This is a genomic window from Micromonospora sp. WMMA1998 (assembly GCF_027497375.1).
In the GTDB taxonomy this organism is placed as follows: domain Bacteria; phylum Actinomycetota; class Actinomycetes; order Mycobacteriales; family Micromonosporaceae; genus Micromonospora; species Micromonospora sediminicola.
On record NZ_CP114911.1, the window covers coordinates 2,455,621 to 2,476,728 of the forward strand.

Genomic DNA, 21,108 nt, shown 5'->3' on the forward strand with positions numbered 1-21,108 from the left:
GGAAGGGCCCCCGCTTAACGCCTCCGGTAGAGGAGGGGCCCCCGCTTAACGCTCGGACGCGGCTTCGCCGCGACCGAACTCCCTGGGCGACGCGGCCTCGCCGCGACCGAACTCCCTGGGCGACGCGGCTTCGCCGCGACCGAACTCCCGGTACGCCCGCCGCAGCCGTTCGGCCAGGCCCGGCCCGCCGATCCCGGCACCCGGCGGGCCGAGCTGGCGCAGCAGCAGCTCCGGCCCGGTGGCGAGGGTGGGCGGCCGGTCCGGCAACGGTGTCGGGGACAGCCAGAACCGGGCCAGTTCCTCGTCCGGATCGACGGCCGGCAGCCCGGCCAACGCGCGGGCGGCTCCGAGCACCGGCACCGCGCCACCGGCGTCCGGCATGAGGACGTTCGGCATGAGGGCGTCCGGCGGGGTGTCGGCCGGGTGCGCCCCGCGCAGCGACCGCAGCCGGTCGAGCAGGTCGGCCCGGGACCGGCCGCGCCAGTGCAGCAGCTGGAACGGGTCCGCGTCGAACGCCTCGGCCAGCAGGTAGAACGTGGCCGCCAGGTGCTTGCACGGCACCGCGAAGTCGGGGCAGCCGCAGCGCTGCGTCAACTCGCCCACCCGCTCGGGGAACAACGGCGCGCCCGCCTCGGCGAACACCCCCTCCAACTCGGCCGGCAGGTCGCCGGCGAGCAGCCGGGCGCTGAAGAACGCCTGCCCGGCCAGCTCCGCCTCGATCCGCCGCCACACCTTCTCCGGATAGGCGGCCAGCCCGATCCGGACCGGGTACGGCTTCGGCCGGGACCCCTGCACCTCGGCGGTGACCTCCCCGGGTGAGACGTCCAGCCGGATCACCTGCCCCCGGCGCGCGTACGCCCGGCCCCGGGTGAGCCGGGAGCCGAGCGCGAACGACTCCAGCACCTCCAGGAAGCGACGCGACCACCAGGACTGGCCGATCGCGCCCCGGGTGCTGCGGGCCCGCAGGCCGCCCTCGACCCGCAGCGGCGGCCCGTACTCGTCGAACCGGCGGGCCGGCCGGTCGTCCGGTGTGGTCACTCGACCACCGCCCCGGACTCCAACGTGAACAGCTCGCGCAGCGTCGCGGTGGACAGCTCGGTGACCCACTGCTCGCCGCTGCCCACCACCGATCGCGCGAGACTGCGCTTGTCGGCGATCATCGCGGCCACCTTCTCCTCCACCGTGCCGGCGCAGACGAACTTGCGGACCTGGACGCGGCGGCGCTGTCCGATGCGGAACGCCCGGTCGGTGGCCTGGTCCTCGACCGCCGGGTTCCACCACCGGTCCACGTGCACCACGTGGTTGGCGGCGGTCAGCGTCAGGCCGGTGCCGCCGGCCTTGAGGGAGAGCACGAACAGCGGTGGCCCGTCCGGGGACTGGAAGCGGGTCACCATGGCGTCGCGTTCGGCCTTGCCGACGCCGCCGTGCAGCAGCAGCACCTCCCGGCCGGTACGCGCCGACAGGTGCCCGCGCAGCATGCCGCCGAACTCGGCGTACTGGGTGAACAGCAGTGCCTTCTCCCCCGCCGCGAGCACCTCGTCGACGATCTCGTCGAGGCGTTCCAGCTTGCCGGAGCGGCCGACCAGCGCGGACCCGTCGTGCAGCAGCTGGGCGGGATGGTTGCAGACCTGCTTGAGCCGGGTCATGGTGGCCAGCACCAGTCCCCGGCGCTCGATCCCGTCGCTGGACTCGATCTTCGCCATCATGTCGTCGACCACGGCCCGGTAGAGGGCGGCCTGCTCGGCGGTGAGGTTGCAGACCACCTCCATCTCCAGCTTCTCCGGCAGATCGGTGATGATCGACGGGTCGGTCTTGAGCCGGCGCAGCACGAACGGGCCGGTGATCCGGCGCAGTCGCTCGGCCACCTCGGCGTCCCCGTGCCGCTCGATCGGCTCGGCGAAGCGCTTGCGGAACGTCGCCGCCGGGCCGAGCAGCCCCGGATTCGCGAACTGCATGATCGACCAGAGGTCGGCGAGCCGGTTCTCCACCGGCGTACCGGTGACCGCGACCCGGTGCCGCGCGGGCAGCGACCGGACCGCCTCGGCCTGCCGGGTCGCGGCGTTCTTGATCGCCTGCGCCTCGTCCACCACCACCCGGTGCCAGTCGACGCCGGCCAGCTCGAACGCGTCCCGGGCGGCCACCGAGTACGTGGTGAGCAACAGGTCCGACTCCCGCACGGCGGCGGCGAAGCCCTCGCCCCGGGCGCGTTCGGCGCCGTGGTGCACGTGCACCCGCAGCCCGGGCGCGAACTTCGCCGCCTCCCGCTGCCAGTTGCCGACCAGCGACATCGGACAGACCAGCAGCGTGGGTCCGACCTCCGGCGGGTCGCCGGCGAGCAGCGCGAGCAGCTGCACGGTCTTGCCCAGGCCCATGTCGTCGGCGAGGATCCCGCCGAGCCCGAGCGACTGGAGGAAGGCCAGCCAGGCCAGCCCGCGACGCTGGTACGGCCGCAGCGTCCCGGTGAAGCCCGGCGGCGGGTCGGCCGGGGTGAGCCGCCGCTCCGCCTCGCCGGCCAGCAGCTCGCCCAGCGCCCCGTCGGCGACCACGTCGAGCACCGGCAGCTCACCGGCCCGGTCGTCGCCGGAGAGCCCCATCCGCAGCAGGTCCGCCACGGTCAGCTCGCCCGAGGAGCGGAGCAGCCGGAGCCCGGCCTCCAGGCGCTGCGCGTCCAGCTCGACCCACCGGCCACGCAGCCGGACCAGCGGCGACTTCAGGTCGGCCAGCGAGGCCAGTTCCTCGGCGGTCAACGGCTGGTCGCCGAGCGCCAACTCCCAGCGGTAGTCGACGAGCGCGTCCAGTCCGAGGCCGCCGGCGGTGGCGGCCACCGCGCCGGGAGCGGTGCGACTACGCGCCCGCAGCCGCGCGCCGAGCCGCGACGAGGAACGCCGCCACCAGGACGGCAGCAGCACCCCGAAGCCGGCCGCGTGCAGCACCGGCGCGCCCTCGCGCAGGAAACGGTGCGCGCCCTCGGCGTCCAGCTCCATTCCCTCGGGGGCGGCGGAGCGCAGCGCGGCCTCCAGCTCCGGCCAGAGCCGGCTGGCCCGGCCCAGCTCGGCCAGCAGCGTCTCCTGCGGGTCCACGCCCCGTGCGGCGAGCGCGGGCGCGGGTCGCTGCCAGATGTGCCCGGCGTCGACCACCAGCCCCGGCTCGTCGGCCGGGTGCAGGCCGAACTCCACCCGCCAGGCGGCGCCCTCCACCAGTTCGGCGACCGGATCGACGGCCGGCTCGACCAGGCGGAACGTGCCCCGTACCGCGCCGCCGGCGGCGTCGCGCTGCCACGCGTCCAGCTCGGCCCGCAGGGTCTCCAGCGCGGCCGGCTCGGCGGGAAAGGCGCGCTCCGGACCGGTGAGCGCGGCCAGCCAGCGCGGAACCGGCCCGCCGGGGCGCATTCCCCGGTGCAGCCGGGTGTCGGCCAGGGCCACCCGGGCGGCGGCGTCGACCAGCGCGTCCAGCGCCTCCGCGACCAGCGCCACCGCCCCCGCCCCCGCCCCGGCTGCGGTGGGTGCGCCTGTCGTCGCCGGGGCGACCACGGGCGCACCCGCGGTCTCCTGCTGCCACTCGCGGGCCGCCCGCGCCGCCGGGGGCAGGGCCAGGGCCAGGTCGCGGGCCCACGCCGCGTCGGTGCCGGTGAGCAGCGGCCGCCAGACCGCGAGCGCGGTCGCCACGTCGGTCTCGGCCACCACCCGCAGCCCTCGCCCGCCCCCGGCCCTGACCGCCGCCGACGGCTGCCGTCCGGACGCCGACCCGTCCGGGCCCGCGAGCGCCGTCGACGGCGGCCCGCCGGGAACCGCGCCGCCCGGCCCGTCGGCCCGTCGGCCGGACGCCGGCCGCCCACCCCGGGGGTACGCGTCGACGACGCCGGGCAGCACTCGACCCCGCGTCACCAGGTCGGCGGCGAAGTCGGCCAGCTCACCCAGATGGCGCAGGCTCGCCCCGACCGGGCCGGGCCATCCCGCGCGCAGCAGCGCGTACGCGTCGTCCGGGGCGTACGCCAGGGCGGGCACCCGCCAGCCGGCGCGGGTGACCGGACCGCGGCCCGGTTCCTCGACGGCGGCCCGGACCAGCTCGGGCGAGTCGACCGGCGAGCCGGCGCGGGTGGGCAGGCCGAGCAGGACGGAGACCGGCTCGCCCGGCGGCCCGTCGAGCGCGGCGGCGAGCGTGGCGTGGTCGGCGGCGAACGGGTGCGGTCGTTCGCGCGGCACGCGGCCGGGTCGGCGGGGCGCCCGGGCCGGCAGCGTGCCGTCCTCGGCCCACAGGGCGAGCCCGGCGCCGGGCAGCCACAGCCCGTGGATGACCAGCACGTGCTTTCCCCCTCGACGACGCCCGGGGGTCAGGATAGGCGGCCGGTCGGCGTTATCGTCGGCGCCATGGTCGACCTCCTCGTGATCGGCGGACTCGGCGTGGACGTCCGCGCCCGGGTGCCCGCCCTGCCGCTGCCCGCCGCCGACTCGCTGACCGTGCCCCCGGTCGAGCTGCGGATCGGCAACACCGGCGCCGGGGTGGCGCTGGCCGCGCACGCGCTCGGCCTCCGGGTGACGCTCGTCGACGTGCTGGGCGCCGACCCGGCCGGCGACGTGGTCCGGGCGGCGCTGGCCCGTACCTCGGTGCGCACCGTGCTGGTCGACGCGCCCGCCGGCACCCGCCGTTCGGTGAACCTGGTCGACCCGGGGGGCCGGCGGATGTCGCTCTACGACCCGCGGCCCTGGTCCGGTCCGGCGCCGTTCCCGCAGGCGGAGCTGGCGGCGCTGGTCGCCGGCGCGGCCCACGTACACGTGTCGATCATGGACTGGGCCCGGGACGCGCTGCCGGTGCTGCGCGCCGCCGCCTCCCTCTCCACCGACCTGCACGACTGGGACGGCGACAACGACTACCACCGCCCCTTCGCCGAGGCCGCCGACCTGGTCTTCGTCAGTGACGTCAAGCTGGGCGAGCGGGCCGGCAAGGAGGCGGCCGCACTGGCGCCGCGCACGGTCCTGGTCACCGGTGGGTCCGCCGGCGCGACGCTGTACGCCCCGGACGCCCCGCCGGCGCACGTGCCCGCGGCCGAGCCGCCGGCGCCGGTGGTGGACACCAACGGCGCCGGGGACGCCTTCGCCGCCGGCCTGATCGCGGCCCGGCTGCGCGGCGCCGCCCCGCTCGACGCGGCCCGCTACGCCGCCCGGGTGGCCGCCGCGGCGTGCACGCACGACGGGATGGAGTATCCGGACGGGCTGCTCCCGAGGCGCTGAGCCTCAGATCGCGCCGGTCTCGCCGTCGGTCAGCTCCCGCAGGATGTCGGCGTGACCGGCGTGCCGGGCGGTCTCCTCGATCAGGTGGACCAGCACCCAGCGCAGCGACACCTCGCCGAGCTGCGGGTGCGGCACCACGTGGTCGAGGTCGAACCGGGCGGCGATGGCCCGGGACCGGTCGCAGGCCGCCTCGTAGGCCGCGGCGAGCGCCTCGACCGTGTCGGCCGGGCCGAGCGTGAAGCTGGCGTCGGCCTCCTCCTGCGAGGTCAGGTAGATGTCACCCGGTTCCGGGGCGAACAGCCGTGCGAACCAGTTGCCCTCGACCAGGGTCAGGTGCTTGAGCAGCCCGGCCAGGGTGGTCAGCGAGGGCACCAGGCGCCGGCGGGCGTCGGCGTCGGGAAGGCCGCGTGCCTTGCGCAGCACGGTGGCGCGGTGGAAGTCGAGGAACGCGTCGAGGATCGCCCGTTCGTCGCCCGTGCGGGCGAGGACCGGACCGAGTGTCGGATCGATCGTCGGGTGCGCCATTCCCGGACCCTAGTCGCCACCGTGGCCCGCCCGCTGCCCCGTGATCCGCTGCGCGCCCCGGCCGGCCGGGGCAGGATGGGCGCATGGCTTCCTCGGTGCACATCCCTCTGGTGGGCGGCACGGCCGACGGCGAGACCGTCACGGTCGAGTTGGACAGCAACGGCCGTCCGCCGCTGACCCACCACCACCTCGGGCCGGGCGGGTTGGCGGAGGCGCAGATCTACGAGTTGGAGTCGGGTGACCGGCCGGACCACGAGTGGGTCTACACCTGGCGCGGCCCGGCGGTCTGACCGGACCCGGTCAGACCGCGGGGGTCAACGCCCGGGCCCGGATGCTGTCCAGCACGCTGCGGGTCACCTGCGAGGTGCCCCGCGCCTGGTCGCACACCTCGGCCACCCGCCGGGCGGTCTCGTCGGCCCGGGTCGCCCGCTCGTCCCACAGCCGGTCCACCTCGGCCAGCAGCGGGCCCTCCACCTCCCGCTCCACGCCGCGCAGCGCCGGCACGCCGAGCCGCTGGGCCAGGTCGAAGACCTTGCCCGCGTACGGCAGCGGCAGGAACGGCGTGTTCATCATGGCGGCGAAGATCAGGAAGTGCAGCCGCATGCCGACCGCCAGGTCGAAGTGGCGCATCAGGCCGAGGATCTGCGCCGGCCGGTAGTCGCCGTGCAGGATCCGGCCCCGGTCGGCGGCGATCATGTGCGACAGCACCCCGTGCGAGTGCCGGATGTCGTCGCGCTCCATCGGCACGAAGAGCACGTACGCGTCGATCCGGTGCACCAGGAAGTCGCCGATCTGGGCGAGCAGCCGGTGGTAGCCGTCGACGTCGAGCCGTTCCGCGGCGCGCCCGGGTTCCCGCACGCTCAGGCCGACGAGCCGGGAACCGGCCGGCACGCCCTCCTCGCGCAGCCACTGCGCCGGGAACTCCTCGGGTTCCAGCAGAAAGGCCGGGTCGGCGGTCACGGTGATCGGGTTGACCAGGCCGGCCTCCTCCAGCACCATCCGCGACTCCTGGTCGCGGACGGTCACCTCGACCGCCTGCGCCAGCGTCTCGCGCACCATGCCGGTGTCCACGCCGTCGGTGAGCGGGCCGACGCCGACCGCGTAGGTGAGCAGGGGCAGCCCGCGTTCCTGGGCGACCCGGACCACCCGCAGGTAGCGCCGGGCCTCCTTGTCGTAGAGGATGCCGCCGCCGCCCAGGATGAGCAGGTCGAGCTGGTTGAGCACCTGGGAGGAGTCGACCCGGCTGACGCCCTCCCACGGCACCGCCTCGACGTCGGGGTGCGCCAGCGCGGTGTGCGCCGGGTTGCGGGAGAAGACGATGATCCGCGCGTTCGGCTCGTGCTGGCGCAGGTCGGCCAGGAGACCCGTGAGGATCGCCTCGTCGCCGAGGTTGCGACCGCCGTACGAACCGAGCACGCCGATGGTCAGTCCGGTGCGATCCGGCATCCGTTGCTCCTTCCCGGGGAACGTCCCGGCCCGCGTTCCCGCTGGCCGGGCCGGCATAACTTGCCGGGTCGGCGCTGGGCCGGCGACGGCGCTCAGTCGGGGGCGGCTCCCACCAGACGGGAGACGAGGGTGGAGACCACCTGGTCGGGGTCGAATCCGGCGTCGATCGAGGTGGTGAGCAGGTCGAGCAGGAGCCCGTCGACGGCGTAGTGCAGCAGCGCGATCTCGTACGCCCCGCCGGGGAGGCCGGCGGCGATGTGGAAGGCGACGTCGTCGGCGTACCCCCGGCGGAGCACGCCGCCGAGCGCGGCCCGCAGCTCGGGCCGGCGGGCCGCCTCCAGCCGCAGTTCGATCAGCGCCCGGGTGAGGTCGGGCTCGCGGGTGGTGCGCGCGACGATGTCGCGCAGGTAGTCGGTCATCAGCGCGAGCGACGGCTCCCGGCGCCCCAGGTCGGCCAGCACCGCGGGGTCGGGCGCGACCCGGTCGAAGATCCGTTCGGCCAGGCCGGCGAGCAGCGCCGCCCGGGACGGGAAGTAGTTGGAGGTCGTGCCGGTCGGCACGCCTGCCTCGGCGTCGACCGCCCGGTGGGTCAGCCCGCGCGCGCCGGCGGCGGCGAGGACCGTCAGGCCGGCGTCGGCGAGCTGGGTACGGCGTTGCGGGTTCCTGGCCACGCGAACACAGTAGCAAAAACCACGACAGGTGTTGTACATTCGTCGGCGAACCACGACACCCGTCGTGGAAGCCCCGGACATCGGAGTCGGTTTGCGTAAGCTCGTGTACTTCGTCGCCAGCACCCTCGACGGTTTCATCGCCGCCCCCGACGGGTCCTTCGACTTCCTTCCGCTGGAGCCCGACGTCGCGCCCTACCTGGTCTCCGAGTGGCCCCAGACGCTGCCCACGTTCGCCCACGCCCAGCTCGGCGTGGACTCGCCGCCCGCCGGCCGCTTCGACACCGTCCTGATGGGACGCGCGACCTACGAACCCGGCCTGAGGCTCGGCTTCCCCAGCCCCTACGACCACCTGACGCAGTACGTCTTCAGCCGTTCCCTCGCCCCGGCCGACCATCCGGAGGTGCGGATCGTCGCCGGCGACCCGGTGCCGTTCGTCCGCGAGCTGAAGGCGAAGCCCGGGGCGGACATCTGGCTCTGCGGCGGCGGGCAACTCGCCGGCCAGTTGCTCGACGAGGTCGACGAGCTGGTGGTCAAGCTCAACCCGGTCGTGGCCGGCAGCGGCATCCCGCTGGTGGACCGGGGCTTCTCGCCGAGCCGGTTCACGCTCACCGCCACGCGCCCCTTCGACAGCGGCGTGGTGGCGCTGCGCTACACGCGGTAAGGAGGGGCCCCCTGTTAACGCATCCGGTAGAGGAAGGGCCCCTTGTTAACGGGGGGCGTTAAGAAGGGGCCCCTCCTTGCAATCCGGTTGCCGCGGCGGGCGGCGACACGTCACCGTGGGGCGGTGACCGGCCCGAGCAAGACCCGACTCCACTGGCACGAGCTGCCGGCCCACGTCCGCACGGCGATCGAGGCCATTCTCGACGACCGGGTGGTGGCGGCGGAGTCGCAGCCGGGCGGCTTCTCCCCCGGCACCGCCGACCGGGTCCGCACCGCGCGCGGCGGCCGGGCCTTCGTCAAGGCGGTCAGCACGGCGCAGAACGACCGCAGCCCCGACATGCACCGCGCCGAGGCCCGGATCGCCGCCGCCCTGCCCGCCGACGCGCCGACACCCCGCCTGCTCGGCAGTCACGACGACGGCGACTGGATCGCGCTGGTCTTCGCCGACGTCGAGGGCCGGCACCCGGTCACCCCGTGGGACGCCGGCGAGTTGGACTCCGCGCTGTCCACGCTGGAGGCGATGGCCGCGGCGCTCACCCCGGCCCCCGCCGCCGCGACCGCCACGGCCGCCGAGCGGCTCGCGACCGACTTCGGCGGCTGGCGGCGGATCGCCGAGGACCCGCCCGCCGACCTGGATCCGTGGGCCCGGGCCCACCTGTCCGACCTGTGCGCCGCCGCCGACCACGGCCTCACCGCGCTGACCGGCGACACGCTCTGCCACCTCGACGTACGCGCCGACAACCTGCTGCTCGGCCCGGACGGCGCGGTGACGGTCGTCGACTGGCCCTGGGCCTGTCGCGGCCCGGCCTGGCTGGACACCCTGCTCACCGTGGTCAACGTGCAGGTGTACGGCGGGCACGACCCGGACGAGCTGCTGGCCACCCGCCCGCTGACCGCGCACGTCGACCCGACCGACCTGACCGGCGTCCTGGCCGGCCTCACCGGGTTCTTCCTCGACGGCGCCCGCCAACCGCCGCCGCCCGGCATCCCGACCGTCCGGGCGTTCCAGCGGTTGCAGGGCGACGCGCTGCTGCCCTGGCTGGCCCGCCGGTTGGACGGGCCGGCGCACTGACGCCAAGCGGCCGGCGGCCGTTCCGTGCCGGATCATCCGGCACGGACCCGTCGGTACGCTGGTGTCATGACCGCCATGGGCCCGACGCGTACCACCCCGGACCTGTCCTTCCTGCTCGACCACACCAGCCACGTGCTGCGCACCCGGATGGCCGCGGCCCTGGCCGAGATCGGGTTGACCGCTCGGATGCACTGCGTGCTGGTGCACGCGCTGCCCGAGGAGCGCACCCAGATCCAGCTCGCCGAGATCGGCGACATGGACAAGACCACCATGGTGGTGACCGTGGACGCGCTGGAGCAGGCCGGGCTGGCCGTCCGCCGTCCGTCGAGCACCGACCGGCGGGCGCGGATCATCGCGGTGACCGAGGAGGGCGCCCGGGTGGCCGAGCGCAGCCAGGAGATCGTCGACCGGGTGCACGCCGAGGCGTTGGCCAGCCTGCCCGACGACGAGCGGGCGGCCCTCGTCCGCGCGCTGGAGCGCCTCGCCGCCGACCACCTGGCCACCCCGGCGCAGAATCCCCGACCGGTTCGCCGCGCACGCCAGTAGTTCTCTAAAAGATTGTCTGTAACGGAACTATCCGTTACGGTCCTCCTGTCGCCCCTTCCGACAGGAGGACCCCATGTCTCGCGGCCTTGCCCTCGGCGTGCTCGCCACCGGCGCCCTGATGACCATCCTCGACGGCAGCATCGTCACCATCGCGATGCCCGCCATCCAGCGCGACCTGGACTTCACACCGACGAGCCTCAGCTGGGTGGTCAACGCCTACCTGATCGCGTTCGGCAGTCTGCTCCTGCTCGCCGGCCGCCTCGGTGACCTGCTCGGCCGCCGCGCGATGTTCCTGGCCGGCACCGCGCTGTTCACCGCGGCCTCGGCGCTGGCCGGCGTGGCCGGCTCCCCCGCCGTGCTGGTCGCCGCCCGGTTCCTCCAGGGCGTCGGCAGCGCGGCGGCGACCGCGGTGAGCCTCGGCATCCTGGTCACGCTCTTCCCCGGCACCGCCGAGCGGGCCCGGGCGATCGCCCTGTTCAGCTTCACCGGCGCCGCCGGCGCGGCCATCGGTCAGGTCGCCGGCGGCCTGATCACCGACGCGTTCGGCTGGCACTGGATCTTCCTGATCAACCTGCCGATCGGCCTGGTCACGATCGCGCTCGCCGCCCGCACGCTGCCGGCCGACCGGGGTATCGGGCTCGCCGCCGGCGCCGACGTGGCCGGCGCGCTGCTGGTCACCGCCGGCCTGGTGACCGGCATCTACGCGGTGGTCACGATCGAGCGGTACGGGGCGACGTCCGCCCGCACCCTCGGCCTGGGCGCCCTCGCCGTCGCCCTGCTCGCCGGCTTCGTGCTGCGGCAGGCGACCGCGCGCCGGCCGCTGATGCCGCTGCGGATCCTCCGCTCCCGCGGCGTCGCCGTGGCGAACGTGGTCCAGGTCCTCACCGTCGCCGCGACGTTCGCGTTCCAGGTCCTGGTGACGCTCCACCTCCAGCAGGTGCTCGGCTACGACGCCACCCGCACCGGGCTGGCCCTGCTGCCGGCGGCGGTGACGATCGGCGCGGTGTCGCTCGGCTTCTCCGCCCGACTCAACGGACGCTTCGGCGAGCGGGCCGTGCTGGTGGCCGGGCTCGTCCTGCTCGTCGCCATGTTCACGCTGCTGGCCCGGGTGCCGGCGGACGGGAGCTACCTCGTCGACGTGCTGCCGGTGATGCTGCTCGCCGCCGGGTTCGGTCTGGTGCTGCCGGCGCTGACCGCGCTGGGCATGTCGGCCGCCCGCGCCGAGGACGCCGGTCTGGCCTCCGGGCTGTTCAACACCACCCAGCAGCTCGGCATGGCGCTCGGCGTCGCGGTGCTGTCCACCCTGGCCGCCGCCCGCACCGCCGACCGGGTCGCGCACGGCGACGACCGGGCCACCGCGCTGACCAGCGGCTTCCACCTCGCGTTCACGGTCGGCGCCGGGCTCGTCGTGGTCGCCGTCGTCCTCGCGTACGCGTTGCTGCGCCCGCGCGTGACGGCGAGCGCCGCCCCGGCGGAGAACGCGGACGCGCTCGCCGCCTGACCCGGCCGGGCGGGCCGGGCCGGTCAGCCGGGGGCGCGGGCGGTGTGGGTGAGGAAGGGCAGCACCGCCGCCGGCAGTGCCGGGGACGCGACCACCTCCCGGTGGGTGAGCCCGGGCAGCACGGCCAGCCGGGACGCGGGACGTTCGGACCCGTCGCCGCCCGGGTCGCGGTGCCCACCGCCGAGCAGGCCGTAGAACTCGGCCACGTGGCTCGTCGGGACCGCGTCGGCGTCGGCGAAGACCAGCAGCACCGGCATCGGCAGCGCGGCCACCTCGGCCGACCAGTCGTAGTCGCGGCGCAGCAGGTCGCCGCTCTTGGCCCAGAGCGTGGGCCAGTCCTGCGGTCGGGGCGCGACCCGCGCGTACCGCTCGTACGCCGGGGTGCCGCGCATCCGCTCGGCGGCCCGCTCGTCGTGGGCGGACATCGCGGCCAGCACCTCCGGGTGCCAGCCGCGTCGCCGGCACGGCGCGGAGACCACCACCAGGCGGCGGACCAGGGTGGGGTGCTGGATCGCGGTACGCAGCGCCACCCCGCCGCCGAGCGAGTAGCCGAGCAGGTCGACGGCGGGCAGGTCGAGCCGGCGCAGCAGGGCGGCCAGGTCGTCGGCCATCGCCTCGTGGCGCAGCGGCCGGTCCGCGTCCGGGGTCCGGCCGTGCCCCTGGAGGTCGACCGCGATCAGCCGCCGGCGGGCGGCCAGCGCGGGCCGGACCGGCGCGAACGTCTCGGTCGAGCCGTAACCGCCGTGCAGGAGCACCAGCGGTCGGCCGGCGCCGTGCACCTCGTACCAGACCCGCCGCCCACCCACGTCCGCATAGCCCACCGGCTGATCGTGCCGCCGCGGGCCGCGCCGCGGGTGCGTTTGCGGTCGTCCCGCCGACCGCAGACGCACCCGCCGGCGCGGTCAGCTGACGCCGGTGACGGCCTTGACCAGGTTGATGCCGAAGTAGACCACGAACGCCACGGCGACCGCCCAGAGCAGCGGGTGGATCTCGCGGGCCCGGCCCTGCGCCACCCGGATCGCCACCCAGCTCACGAAGCCGGCGCCGATGCCGTTGGTGATCGAGTAGGTGAACGGCATCAGCGTCATGGTCAGGAACGCCGGCACGGCCACCCCGAGATCGGTGAAGTCGATGTCCTTCACCTGGCGGATCATCAGCGCGCCGACCACCACCAGCGCCGGCCCGGCGGCCTCGCTGGGCACCAGCGACACCAGCGGGGTGAGCAGCAACGCACCGAGGAAGAGCACGCCGGTGACCACGCTGGTCAGGCCGGTGCGGCCGCCGTCGGCGATGCCGGAGGACGACTCCACGTACGTGGTGGCCGACGACGCGTTGCCGGCGCCACCGGCGACCGCGGCGACCCCGTCGACGAAGAGCACCTTGCCCAGGCGGGGCATGTCGGTGCCGTCCTCGGTGGCCAGGTTCGCCTGCTTGGCGAGCCCGACGGTGGTGCCCATGACGTCGAAGAAGTCGGCCAGCACCAGCGTGAAGACCAGCAGCAGCGCGGTCATCAGGCCGACGTTGGCGAACGCGCCGAACGAGACGTTGCCGAGCAGGTGCAGGTCGGGCTTCTGGATCAGCGGGTCGGGCAGGGTCGGCACGTTCAGCCGCCAGCCCTCCGGGTTGGGCTTGCCGTCGACGAACGCCGGCCCGGGCTTGGCCAGCGCGTTCACGATCACCGCGACCACCGTGGTGACCACGATGCCGACCAGCACGCCGGCCTTGACCCTGCGGGCGACCAGGATGCCGGTGACCAGCAGTCCGACCAGGAAGACCACGGTGGTCCAGCCGCGCAGCGTGCCGTCGCCGCCGAGCTGCACCGGAACCGTGGTGCCGGCCGCGTCCGGCACGCGCCGGACCAGGCCGCCGTCGACGAACCCGATCATGGCGATGAACAGGCCGATGCCGGCGGCGATGGCGGCCTTCAGCTCGGCCGGGATGGCCCGGAAGACGGCCTTGCGGAAGCCGGTGAGCACCAGCACGGTGATGATCAGGCCCTCGACGACCACCAGGCCCATGGCCTCGGCCCAGGACATCTGCGAGGCCACCGCGTACGCCACGAACGCGTTCAGCCCGAGGCCGGTGGCGACGGCGAACGGCACCCGGCCGACGACACCCATCATGATCGTCATGACGGCGGCCACCAGGGCGGTGACGCCGGCGACCGGGGCGATGCCGAGGAGGCTGCCGTCGGCGTCCGGCGCGGTGCCGATGATCAGGGGGTTGAGCACCACGATGTACGCCATCGTGGCGAACGTCGTGAGCCCGGCGAGCACCTCACGCCGCACGGTCGAGCCGCGGTGGGTGATCTCGAAGTATCGGTCGAGGCGACCCCGCGGGGCGGGTTCGGTCGGCTCCACCGGGGCAGCATGATCCTGCGTCGTCACGCTCATGGCGTGGCTTACTCCGTTCCGGGTTGGCCCGCCGGTCGTGCCGGACGGGCGGTGGGGGTGCAGCCGTCCCGGTGCGGTTGGCCCGGAGAACGTCGGGACGGCTGGGCTCCACGGACGCCGTGAAGCACTACGAAGCCGCGTCCCGGTCGTCGGGAGCGACTTCGCGCCGCCACCCTAACCGGCCGGTAACCCCGTCCGACCTGCCGCTGAGCGCCCGGCGTGGGCAGGATCACTCCCGGGCACGGGGGCGGGCGCGCAGGTGGGCGCGCTCGCCCTGGCTGCCGAAGAGGCTGAGGAACTCCACGCCCCCGTCGTCGGCGCGACCGAACCAGTGCGGCACCCGGGTGTCGAACTCGGCCGCCTCACCCGGTTGGAGGACCAGGTCGTGCTCGCCGAGCACCAGGCGCAGCCGCCCGTTGAGGACGTAGACCCACTCGTACCCCTCGTGGGTCTTCGGCTCGGGCACGGCCCGGCCGCCGGCCGGGATGATCAGCTTGTACGCCTGGATGCCGCCGGGCCGGCGGGTGAGCGGCAGCATGGTCATCCCGTACGCGGCGACCGGCCGCAGGTGGATGCGCGGGTCGCCGGTGGGCGGCGCGTCGACCAGTTCGTCGAGGGTGACGCCGTACGCCCGGGCGAGCGGGAGCAGCAGCTCCAGCGTGGGCCGGCGGCCGCCGGACTCCAGCCGGGACAGCGTGCTCACCGAGATGCCGGTGGCGGCGGAGAGGTCGGCGAGCGTGGTCTCCCGCTCGCGGCGCAACGCGCGCAGCCGCGGGCCGACCGCGTCGAGCGCGCCGTCGAGGTCGTCGTCCATCCCGCCAGTTTGCCAGATCGGCAACGGGGTTTGCAGATTTGCCGGCGGCGGCCGCAGGCTGGTCGCGGAGGTGGTCGAGATGACCGAGGTACGGACGGACGGCTACGAGGTCCTGGTGATCGGCGGCGGCGCGGCCGGCCTGAGCGGGGCGCTGATGCTCGCCCGGGCCCGGCGGTCGGTGCTGGTGGTCGACGCGGGCAGCCCGCGCAACGCCCCGGCCGACGGGGTGCACGCGCTGCTGGCCCGCGACGGCATGCCGCCGGCCGAGCTGCTGGCACGCGGCCGGGACGAGGTGCGCGGCTACGGCGGGCACCTGCTCACCGGCGAGGTCGAGGCGGTGTCCCGCGACGGCGACGGGTTCCACGTGACGCTGGCCGACGGCCGCCGGGTGCGCGCCGCCCACCTGCTGGTCACCACCGGCCTGGTGGACGAACTGCCGGAGGTGCCGGGCCTGCGTGAGCGCTGGGGCCGGGACGTGGTGCACTGCCCCTACTGCCACGGCTGGGAGGTGCGCGACCGCGCGATCGGGGTGCTGGGCAGCGGCCCGCTGTCGGTGCACCAGGCGCTGCTGTTCCGGCAGTGGAGCGAGGACGTGGTCTATCTCCGCCACAGCGCGCCGCCGCTCACCGACGAGCAGGCCGAGCAGCTCGCCGCGCGCGGCGTGCCGGTGGTCGAGGGCGAGGTCGCGGCCGTCGAGGTCGCCGGGGACCACCTGACCGGGGTACGCCTGCGCGACGGCCGTACAGTCGCCCGCGAGGTGCTGACCGTCGCGCCCCGGATGGTGGCGCGGGCCGGGTTCCTGACCGGGTTGGGCCTGCGGCCGGCGCCGCACGCGAGCGGGGCGGGCGAGTACGTGCCGGCCGACCCGACGGGGCGTACCGAGGTTCCCGGGGTGTGGGTCGCGGGCAACGTGACCGACCTGTCCGCGCAGGTCGGCGCCGCCGCCGCGGCCGGCGCCCGGACCGCCGCGATGATCAACGCGGACCTGGTGGCCGAGGAGACCCGCCGGGCCGTCGAGGCGTACCGGCGCGCGCGGGTGGGTGGGCTCACCGCGAATCCCGCCTAACCCGACAATTCTTCCCCTAGGTTGAAGGCGCAGGAGGCAGTCGAGACCGGGGGGCGACGTGGAGAGCTATCCGGCGATCGAGGATCACGGGCTCATCGGGGACCTGCAGACCGCCGCGCTGGTGACCTGTGACGGGACCGTCGACTGGTTCTGCGCGCCGCGCTTCGACTCGCCGAGCGTCTTCGCCGCGCTGCTGGACAAGGAGAAGGGCGGCTACTTCCGGATCGCCCCGCACGACGTCCGGTACGTGACCAAGCAGCTCTACCTCCCCGGCACGCCGATCCTGATCACCCGGTTCATCAGCGCCGACGGCGTCGCCGAGGTGATGGACTTCATGCCGGTCACCGGCGAGCGGGCGACCGACTCGCACCGCCTGGTCCGCATCGTCAACATGGTGCGGGGCAGCATGCGGTTCAAAGTGGAGTGCCGGCCCCGGTTCGACTACGCGCGGGACAAGCACCAGCTGGAGCGGCACCGCAACGGCTACGTCTTCCGCGGCCGCACGGAGTCGCTCACCTTCCACCCGGTCGACCCGGTGCGGCGGCTCATCTCTCAGACCGGCGACGTGCACCTGGACGACGGCGACCTGGTCGCGTACGGCACGTTGAACGAGGGTGACACCGGCGGGGTGGTGCTGGAGACGGGCGGCATCGAACCGCGCATCATCCCGCCCGAAGAGGTCCAGGGCATGTTCGAGTGGACCCGGGACTACTGGCGGCGCTGGGTCGAGCGCTCCCGCTACACCGGCCGTTGGCGGGAGATGGTCGAGCGCTCGGCCATCACGCTGAAGCTCATGACGTACGCGCCGACCGGCGCGATGATCGCCGCGCCCACCGCCGCGCTGCCGGAGCTGGTCGGCGGCACCCGCAACTGGGACTACCGCTACACCTGGGTACGCGACACGTCGTTCTCGGTGCACGCGCTGCTCGGCCTCGGTTTCACCGAGGAGGTCAGCCGGTACATGGACTGGCTGGACGAGCGCATCCGCGAGGCCGGCGACCACCAGGACCCACTGAAGATCATGTATCGGGTGGACGGCTCCTCCGACCTGCACGAGGAGGTGCTCGACCACCTGGAGGGCTACCGCGGCTCCAGCCCGGTGCGGATCGGCAACGGCGCCGCCGACCAGCTCCAACTGGACATCCACGGCGAGGCGCTCTACGCCATGCACCTCGCCGACGAGCAGGGCATCCGGGTGTCGCACCAGGTGTGGAAGAGCACCGTTCGGCTCGTCGACTGGCTCTGTCACAACTGGGACCAGCCTGACGCCGGCATCTGGGAGAGCCGCCACCACCCCCGCAACTACACGTTCGGGCGGGTGATGTCCTGGGTGGCGCTGGACCGGGCGATCCGCCTGGCCACCCGCACCGGCCGCCCCGGCGACATGTCCTGCTGGGTCGAACAGCGCAACCGGATCTACAACCAGGTCATGGCCCGCGGTTACCACCGGGAACGCGGCAGCTTCGTGCAGGCGTACGACGAGAACGTGCTGGACGCCGCGCTGCTGGCCATGCCGGCGGTCGGCTTCGTCACGCCCAGCGACCCGCTGTGGCAGTCCACACTGGCGTCGATCGAGCGGGACCTGGTCTCCGACAGCCTGGTCCACCGCTACGACCCGGTGCACTCCCCCGACGGCCTCCCCGGACACGAGGGCACGTTCAACATGTGCACCTTCTGGTACGTCGAGGCGCTGGCCCGGTCCGGCCGCCTGGACGACGCCCGGCTCACCTTCGAGAAGATGTTCACCTTCAGCAACCACCTCGGCCTGTACGCCGAGGAGATCGCCGCCACCGGTGAGCAGATCGGCAACTACCCGCAGGCGTTCAGCCACCTCTCCCTGATCAACTCGGCGCTAGCGCTGAACGACCTGCTCGACGCCGAGGCCGACGCCCGCCGACGCCAGTGACCGTCACTCAGGACGGCACGGTCCCGACCCGGACGCGGTTGCCGTCCGGGTCGGTGACCTCGAAGTCCCGCCCCCATTCCTGGCTCCGCACCTCGACCCCGCCGCAGGCCGCCGCCGCCGCGTCCACGTCGTCCACATAGAGGTAGAGCAGCGTCCCGGGCCGGGCGTCCCCGGCGTGCTCGGACAGGTGGATCTCCATGCCGGGCCGGCCGATGCTGGTGTAGCGCGGCAGGTCGGGCGCGAACCGGTGCTCCCACAGGCGGGCGAAGCCGAGACGGGCGTACCAGGTCGCGGCGGCGTCGGCGTCGCGGACCCGCAGGATCGGCGCCAGTCGCTCGGTCATCCCGCGATTGTGCCAGCCCGGAGGAGCATGGCGTTCTGGTCGATATACCACTGAGTCATAAATATGACCAGCAGTCATATCGCTCTCCGGGGCATGGTGCTCCGGGCCGCCGCCGCAGGTGTCGATCGCGACCGATGCGGGCACCACCGTCGGGTGGCGGAGGAGCGGGGGGCCGGCGTGGAGCCCGTGGTGCTGTTCGCGTCGCGGTGGTGGCCGGCGGTGCTCGTCCCCCTCGGGATCCTGGCGACGACGATCGCGATCGGCTTCCGGCTGCACACCGCTTCGGTGCTCACCTACAGCGGGCTGACGGCGGCCACCGTGGTCGCGGCGTGGTACCAGCGCGACGGCGCGCTGCTCGCCGACGACCTCGGACTGCTGGTCCGGCACCGGGGACAGGTCACCCGCAGCTACCGATGGACCGAGATCCGCGAGGCCGGGATCGCCCGGCCCGGCTTCGCCCGGCTCGCGCTCGCCGTGTTCCCGGAGGGCGGTCCGTGGGACGTGCCGGGGCCGAACAACGCCGTCATGGTCGGGCGGGTCTGGCAGTTGCGGGCACCGGACCCGGCGACCCGGGACCGGGTGGAGGAGCTTCTGCGCTCCCACGGCGTCCGGATCAGTGACCCGTCGGGTCGGCCCGACGGCTCTCGTAAGGGCTGATGCGGTCACCGGCCCTCGCCCGCCCGTCCGGACTCCCCAGTGGTCCGCCCGGACAACTCCGGGGCGAGCAGAAGGAGACGAGCCAGCGGCGGTACGGTCGGATCGGCCGCCGCCACAACACGTGCGGTGCGGTTCCACTCCGTCCTACCGCGTACTGCCAGAACGTCGCGGATCACATGGATGAGTCGGCGCATGACGACGACGCTCGTCGCTCAACCACGCTTGAGGTCAAGCCCTCCTCCCGCGGCTTCCCCGAGTGGCGCTTCGTGGCCGCCGTCACGCTGGTCAGCGGGCTGCTGCTGCGCTTCGAGGCCGCAGTTCGGGAACGCGGACGCCTGTGAGCGCCGCGACCACGTCGCCGGACGTGGCACCCGCGTCCCGAGCCCTCACGCGAACTCGGGGCGGACGATGAGTGTCACGTCGCTGCTGGTGGCGATCGCCAGGGTTCGGCCGGACGGGGAGAAGCCGACGGCGCGCAGTTCGGAGTAGTCGGCGTGGAAGACGTGCCACCAGGACGTGCCGGGTGGGCCCTTGCAGGCACCGCCGTCAGCGGACAGCAGGACACGATGGTTCGGCCACTCGGGCGCCACCACGTCGACGGTCCACCCGTCGCCGGTCGTGACGTGCAGGCCACCGCCGAACAACCCGGCGACGCGTACCCGCGTGCCCACCAGCACGCCGATGCCCGGACAGGCCAGGTCCGGCCCGGACGGTGACGCGTCGTCGGGGTCGGGGTCACGGTCCCGGGCGATCGTCGCACCCGTTGTCGCGTCGATCAGGCCGAAGCCGTCCGTCGAGACGACCATCAGCAGGTCGACGCCGGTCCGCGGGTGGGCACCGAAGCCGACGCCTTGCAGCCCGCCCACCGGTACGCACCGGCGCGTCCGGTCGAGGTGCCGCCATGGCTCCGGCGGCGCGACGACCTCAGCGGCGAGAAACCTCGCCCGCAGCCGCTGTTGGTAGTCCGAGAGCATCCCGTTGTCCTCCGACGCCGGCGGAACGCACCACCTGGAGCCCCGGCCTCGCCGGCAGGCCGCCCTTGGCAACCTCGACAGGCGGCTTTCATGACTGCTACCGCTGCCGTCGCCCGCTGGCGGTGTGTGGTGGGCGCGGCAGGTTTCGAACCTGCGACCCCTCGCTTGTAAGGCGAGTGCTCTCCCACTGAGCTACGCGCCCGGAACGCCCGAACGGCGGGCCGGAGCGGCAAGCTTACCTGCCGGCCTCCGACCCGGTCGAACGACGTGCCCGGGGTGGATCAGGCGGCGACGGCCTCGGCCAGCGCCTTGCGCCAGCCCTGCTGGTCGCGCGCCTCGCCGGGCATGTTCATCTCGGCGAACCGGACCACGCCGGCCTTGTCGATGACGAACGTGCCCCGGTTGGCGATGCCGGCGACCTCGTTGAACACGCCGTACGCCTGGGCGACCGCGCCGTGCGGCCAGAAGTCGGCCAGCAGCGGGAACTGGTAGCCCTCCCGGTCGGCCCAGATCTTGTGGGCGTAGACCGAGTCGACGCTGACGGTCAGCACCTGGACGTCGTCGTTCACGTACTCGTTGAGGTTGTCCCGCACCTCGCACAGCTCGCCCTGGCAGATGCCGGTGAAGGCCAGCGGGTAGAAGACCAGCAGCACGGTCTTGCGACCGCGGAGGTCGGAGAGCCGGACCTCCTGGTTGTTCTGGTCCTTGAGCAGGAAGTCCGGCGCCTCGGCGCCAACCTCGATGGGCATGCGCGCTCCCTCGGGATCGGGTCTGGAAATGATCAGGGAGACCCTACTTCTTGCTCTTCGACCCGCGCCGCAGCACGAGGCGGGCGCCGCTCCAGTCGCGGCCGGCGTTGATGGTGGAGGTCTGCTGGAGGCCGGCGGTCTGCGCGCTCTCCGCGACCTCGCTCGGCTCGACGTGGCCGTCCCGGCCCGCCTTGGGCGTCAGGAGCCAGACCACCCCGTTGTCCGCCAGCGGCCCGAGGGCGTCGACGAGGAGCTCGAAGAGGTCACCGTCGCCGTCGCGGTGCCAGACCAGAACCGCGTCGACCACCTCGTCGGTGTCCTCGTCGACAAGCTCTCCACAGCGGTCGGTCAGGGCGTCCCGGAGATCGGTGTCGACGTCGTCGTCGTAGCCCATCTCCATGACGACCATGCCCGGTTCGATCCCGAACCGGTCCGCCAGGCTGCGTACCCCGTCGGCGGCCTGACCAGCGGTCGCGCTCACTGTCGCGTGCCTCCTCATCTCATCCCTGCTCGTGGCGTCGTGCGACGCCGTCGCGCCCAGTCCACACAGTTGCGGC

The 21,108-nt window shown here is 74.1% G+C and carries 22 protein-coding genes and 1 tRNA gene; 10 read left to right on the forward strand and 13 right to left on the reverse strand.

Annotated elements, in window-relative coordinates:
• Positions 1 to 45: 45 nt before the first annotated feature.
• Both O7600_RS10685 and O7600_RS10690 read right to left on the reverse strand, forming a co-directional pair.
• Entirely contained in the window at positions 46 to 1,038 is a 993-nt protein-coding gene (locus O7600_RS10685; RefSeq protein ID WP_281593452.1) for an SWIM zinc finger family protein, read from the reverse strand.
• On the reverse strand, positions 1,035 to 4,301 hold the full coding sequence (locus O7600_RS10690; RefSeq protein ID WP_281593453.1) for a DEAD/DEAH box helicase: 3,267 nt from the start codon (positions 4,299 to 4,301) through the stop codon (positions 1,035 to 1,037). The genes O7600_RS10685 and O7600_RS10690 overlap by 4 nt, the downstream gene beginning before the upstream one ends.
• Before the next feature lie 66 nt (positions 4,302 to 4,367).
• On the opposite strand from O7600_RS10690, the gene O7600_RS10695 reads away from it, so the two are divergent.
• Positions 4,368 to 5,228: a PfkB family carbohydrate kinase gene (locus O7600_RS10695; RefSeq protein WP_281593454.1), complete on the forward strand. Its 861-nt coding sequence runs from the start codon at positions 4,368 to 4,370 to the stop codon at positions 5,226 to 5,228.
• Positions 5,229 to 5,231: 3 nt separating this feature from the next.
• Here O7600_RS10695 and O7600_RS10700 read toward each other — a convergent pair whose 3' ends face one another.
• Positions 5,232 to 5,753: a DinB family protein gene (locus tag O7600_RS10700; RefSeq protein WP_281593455.1), complete on the reverse strand. Its 522-nt coding sequence runs from the start codon at positions 5,751 to 5,753 to the stop codon at positions 5,232 to 5,234.
• Positions 5,754 to 5,836: 83 nt separating this feature from the next.
• On the opposite strand from O7600_RS10700, the gene O7600_RS10705 reads away from it, so the two are divergent.
• The gene (locus O7600_RS10705) at positions 5,837 to 6,043 is read left to right on the forward strand and encodes a hypothetical protein (protein ID WP_099164155.1); all 207 of its coding nucleotides are present in this window, start codon (positions 5,837 to 5,839) and stop codon (positions 6,041 to 6,043) included.
• 10 nt (positions 6,044 to 6,053) lie between these two features.
• On the opposite strand, the gene O7600_RS10710 is transcribed toward O7600_RS10705, so the two are convergent.
• Positions 6,054 to 7,199 (reverse strand): polysaccharide pyruvyl transferase family protein, encoded by a 1,146-nt coding sequence (locus tag O7600_RS10710; RefSeq protein WP_281593456.1) that lies wholly within the window; start codon positions 7,197 to 7,199, stop codon positions 6,054 to 6,056.
• A gap of 92 nt (positions 7,200 to 7,291) precedes the next feature.
• Positions 7,292 to 7,870: a TetR/AcrR family transcriptional regulator gene (locus O7600_RS10715; RefSeq protein WP_281593457.1), complete on the reverse strand. Its 579-nt coding sequence runs from the start codon at positions 7,868 to 7,870 to the stop codon at positions 7,292 to 7,294.
• A gap of 64 nt (positions 7,871 to 7,934) precedes the next feature.
• Here O7600_RS10715 and O7600_RS10720 point away from each other — a divergent pair, with 64 nt between their 5' ends.
• From O7600_RS10720 to O7600_RS10735, 4 genes are all read left to right on the forward strand, one after another.
• A complete protein-coding gene (locus O7600_RS10720) occupies positions 7,935 to 8,531 on the forward strand; it encodes a dihydrofolate reductase family protein (protein ID WP_281593458.1) in 597 nt (198 codons plus the stop codon).
• A gap of 123 nt (positions 8,532 to 8,654) precedes the next feature.
• A complete protein-coding gene (locus O7600_RS10725) occupies positions 8,655 to 9,602 on the forward strand; it encodes a phosphotransferase (RefSeq protein WP_281593459.1) in 948 nt (315 codons plus the stop codon).
• Positions 9,603 to 9,668: 66 nt separating this feature from the next.
• The gene (locus O7600_RS10730) at positions 9,669 to 10,148 is read left to right on the forward strand and encodes a MarR family transcriptional regulator (RefSeq protein ID WP_281593460.1); all 480 of its coding nucleotides are present in this window, start codon (positions 9,669 to 9,671) and stop codon (positions 10,146 to 10,148) included.
• A gap of 73 nt (positions 10,149 to 10,221) precedes the next feature.
• On the forward strand, positions 10,222 to 11,649 hold the full coding sequence (locus tag O7600_RS10735) for an MFS transporter (RefSeq protein ID WP_281593461.1): 1,428 nt from the start codon (positions 10,222 to 10,224) through the stop codon (positions 11,647 to 11,649).
• Between the two features lie 23 nt (positions 11,650 to 11,672).
• Here the strand turns inward: O7600_RS10735 and O7600_RS10740 are convergent, their stop codons facing one another.
• The 3 genes from O7600_RS10740 to O7600_RS10750 all read right to left on the reverse strand — a co-directional run bounded on the left by O7600_RS10740 (position 11,673) and on the right by O7600_RS10750 (position 14,856).
• The gene (locus O7600_RS10740; RefSeq protein ID WP_281593462.1) at positions 11,673 to 12,470 is read right to left on the reverse strand and encodes an alpha/beta fold hydrolase; all 798 of its coding nucleotides are present in this window, start codon (positions 12,468 to 12,470) and stop codon (positions 11,673 to 11,675) included.
• Positions 12,471 to 12,551: 81 nt separating this feature from the next.
• Complete coding sequence (locus O7600_RS10745) at positions 12,552 to 14,042, reverse strand: NCS2 family permease (protein ID WP_281593463.1); 1,491 nt, start codon at positions 14,040 to 14,042, stop codon at positions 12,552 to 12,554.
• 229 nt (positions 14,043 to 14,271) lie between these two features.
• Positions 14,272 to 14,856 carry an XRE family transcriptional regulator gene (locus O7600_RS10750; protein WP_281593464.1) on the reverse strand — a complete coding sequence of 195 codons (585 nt, stop codon included), beginning with the start codon at positions 14,854 to 14,856 and terminating at the stop codon, positions 14,272 to 14,274.
• 79 nt (positions 14,857 to 14,935) lie between these two features.
• On the opposite strand from O7600_RS10750, the gene O7600_RS10755 reads away from it, so the two are divergent.
• The gene (locus tag O7600_RS10755) at positions 14,936 to 15,922 is read left to right on the forward strand and encodes an NAD(P)/FAD-dependent oxidoreductase (protein ID WP_281593465.1); all 987 of its coding nucleotides are present in this window, start codon (positions 14,936 to 14,938) and stop codon (positions 15,920 to 15,922) included.
• Between the two features lie 58 nt (positions 15,923 to 15,980).
• Positions 15,981 to 17,828: a glycoside hydrolase family 15 protein gene (locus tag O7600_RS10760; protein ID WP_281593466.1), complete on the forward strand. Its 1,848-nt coding sequence runs from the start codon at positions 15,981 to 15,983 to the stop codon at positions 17,826 to 17,828.
• A gap of 7 nt (positions 17,829 to 17,835) precedes the next feature.
• Here the strand turns inward: O7600_RS10760 and O7600_RS10765 are convergent, their stop codons facing one another.
• Complete coding sequence (locus O7600_RS10765) at positions 17,836 to 18,171, reverse strand: glyoxalase superfamily protein (RefSeq protein WP_281593467.1); 336 nt, start codon at positions 18,169 to 18,171, stop codon at positions 17,836 to 17,838.
• 153 nt (positions 18,172 to 18,324) lie between these two features.
• On the opposite strand from O7600_RS10765, the gene O7600_RS10770 reads away from it, so the two are divergent.
• Complete coding sequence (locus O7600_RS10770; RefSeq protein ID WP_281593468.1) at positions 18,325 to 18,828, forward strand: hypothetical protein; 504 nt, start codon at positions 18,325 to 18,327, stop codon at positions 18,826 to 18,828.
• A 176-nt stretch (positions 18,829 to 19,004) separates the two neighbouring features.
• Positions 19,005 to 19,169, forward strand: coding sequence for a hypothetical protein (locus O7600_RS10775; protein WP_281593469.1), 165 nt, complete (start codon positions 19,005 to 19,007; stop codon positions 19,167 to 19,169).
• 45 nt (positions 19,170 to 19,214) lie between these two features.
• Here the strand turns inward: O7600_RS10775 and O7600_RS10780 are convergent, their stop codons facing one another.
• The 4 genes from O7600_RS10780 to O7600_RS10795 all read right to left on the reverse strand — a co-directional run bounded on the left by O7600_RS10780 (position 19,215) and on the right by O7600_RS10795 (position 21,032).
• A complete protein-coding gene (locus tag O7600_RS10780; protein WP_281593470.1) occupies positions 19,215 to 19,802 on the reverse strand; it encodes a hypothetical protein in 588 nt (195 codons plus the stop codon).
• Positions 19,803 to 19,929: 127 nt separating this feature from the next.
• Positions 19,930 to 20,004 (reverse strand) — tRNA-Val (locus O7600_RS10785).
• A gap of 79 nt (positions 20,005 to 20,083) precedes the next feature.
• Positions 20,084 to 20,551: a peroxiredoxin gene (locus tag O7600_RS10790; protein WP_091572632.1), complete on the reverse strand. Its 468-nt coding sequence runs from the start codon at positions 20,549 to 20,551 to the stop codon at positions 20,084 to 20,086.
• 43 nt (positions 20,552 to 20,594) lie between these two features.
• Positions 20,595 to 21,032, reverse strand: a complete 438-nt coding sequence (locus O7600_RS10795; protein WP_091572628.1) for a DUF3052 domain-containing protein — start codon at positions 21,030 to 21,032, stop codon at positions 20,595 to 20,597.
• Positions 21,033 to 21,108: the final 76 nt, after the last annotated feature.

What these genes read in the sequence shown, in the direction of transcription:
- O7600_RS10695 (WP_281593454.1), top strand. Translation starts at nt 4,368, where the DNA reads ATGGTCGACCTCCTCGTGATCGGCGGACTCGGCGTGGACGTCCGCGCC.
- O7600_RS10700 (WP_281593455.1), bottom strand. Translation starts at nt 5,753, where the DNA reads ATGGCGCACCCGACGATCGATCCGACACTCGGTCCGGTCCTCGCCCGC.
- O7600_RS10705 (WP_099164155.1), top strand. Translation starts at nt 5,837, where the DNA reads ATGGCTTCCTCGGTGCACATCCCTCTGGTGGGCGGCACGGCCGACGGC.
- O7600_RS10710 (WP_281593456.1), bottom strand. Translation starts at nt 7,199, where the DNA reads ATGCCGGATCGCACCGGACTGACCATCGGCGTGCTCGGTTCGTACGGC.
- O7600_RS10730 (WP_281593460.1), top strand. Translation starts at nt 9,669, where the DNA reads ATGACCGCCATGGGCCCGACGCGTACCACCCCGGACCTGTCCTTCCTG.
- O7600_RS10735 (WP_281593461.1), top strand. Translation starts at nt 10,222, where the DNA reads ATGTCTCGCGGCCTTGCCCTCGGCGTGCTCGCCACCGGCGCCCTGATG.
- O7600_RS10745 (WP_281593463.1), bottom strand. Translation starts at nt 14,042, where the DNA reads ATGAGCGTGACGACGCAGGATCATGCTGCCCCGGTGGAGCCGACCGAA.
- O7600_RS10750 (WP_281593464.1), bottom strand. Translation starts at nt 14,856, where the DNA reads ATGGACGACGACCTCGACGGCGCGCTCGACGCGGTCGGCCCGCGGCTG.
- O7600_RS10755 (WP_281593465.1), top strand. Translation starts at nt 14,936, where the DNA reads ATGACCGAGGTACGGACGGACGGCTACGAGGTCCTGGTGATCGGCGGC.
- O7600_RS10765 (WP_281593467.1), bottom strand. Translation starts at nt 18,171, where the DNA reads ATGACCGAGCGACTGGCGCCGATCCTGCGGGTCCGCGACGCCGACGCC.
- O7600_RS10775 (WP_281593469.1), top strand. Translation starts at nt 19,005, where the DNA reads ATGGATGAGTCGGCGCATGACGACGACGCTCGTCGCTCAACCACGCTT.
- O7600_RS10780 (WP_281593470.1), bottom strand. Translation starts at nt 19,802, where the DNA reads ATGCTCTCGGACTACCAACAGCGGCTGCGGGCGAGGTTTCTCGCCGCT.
- O7600_RS10790 (WP_091572632.1), bottom strand. Translation starts at nt 20,551, where the DNA reads ATGCCCATCGAGGTTGGCGCCGAGGCGCCGGACTTCCTGCTCAAGGAC.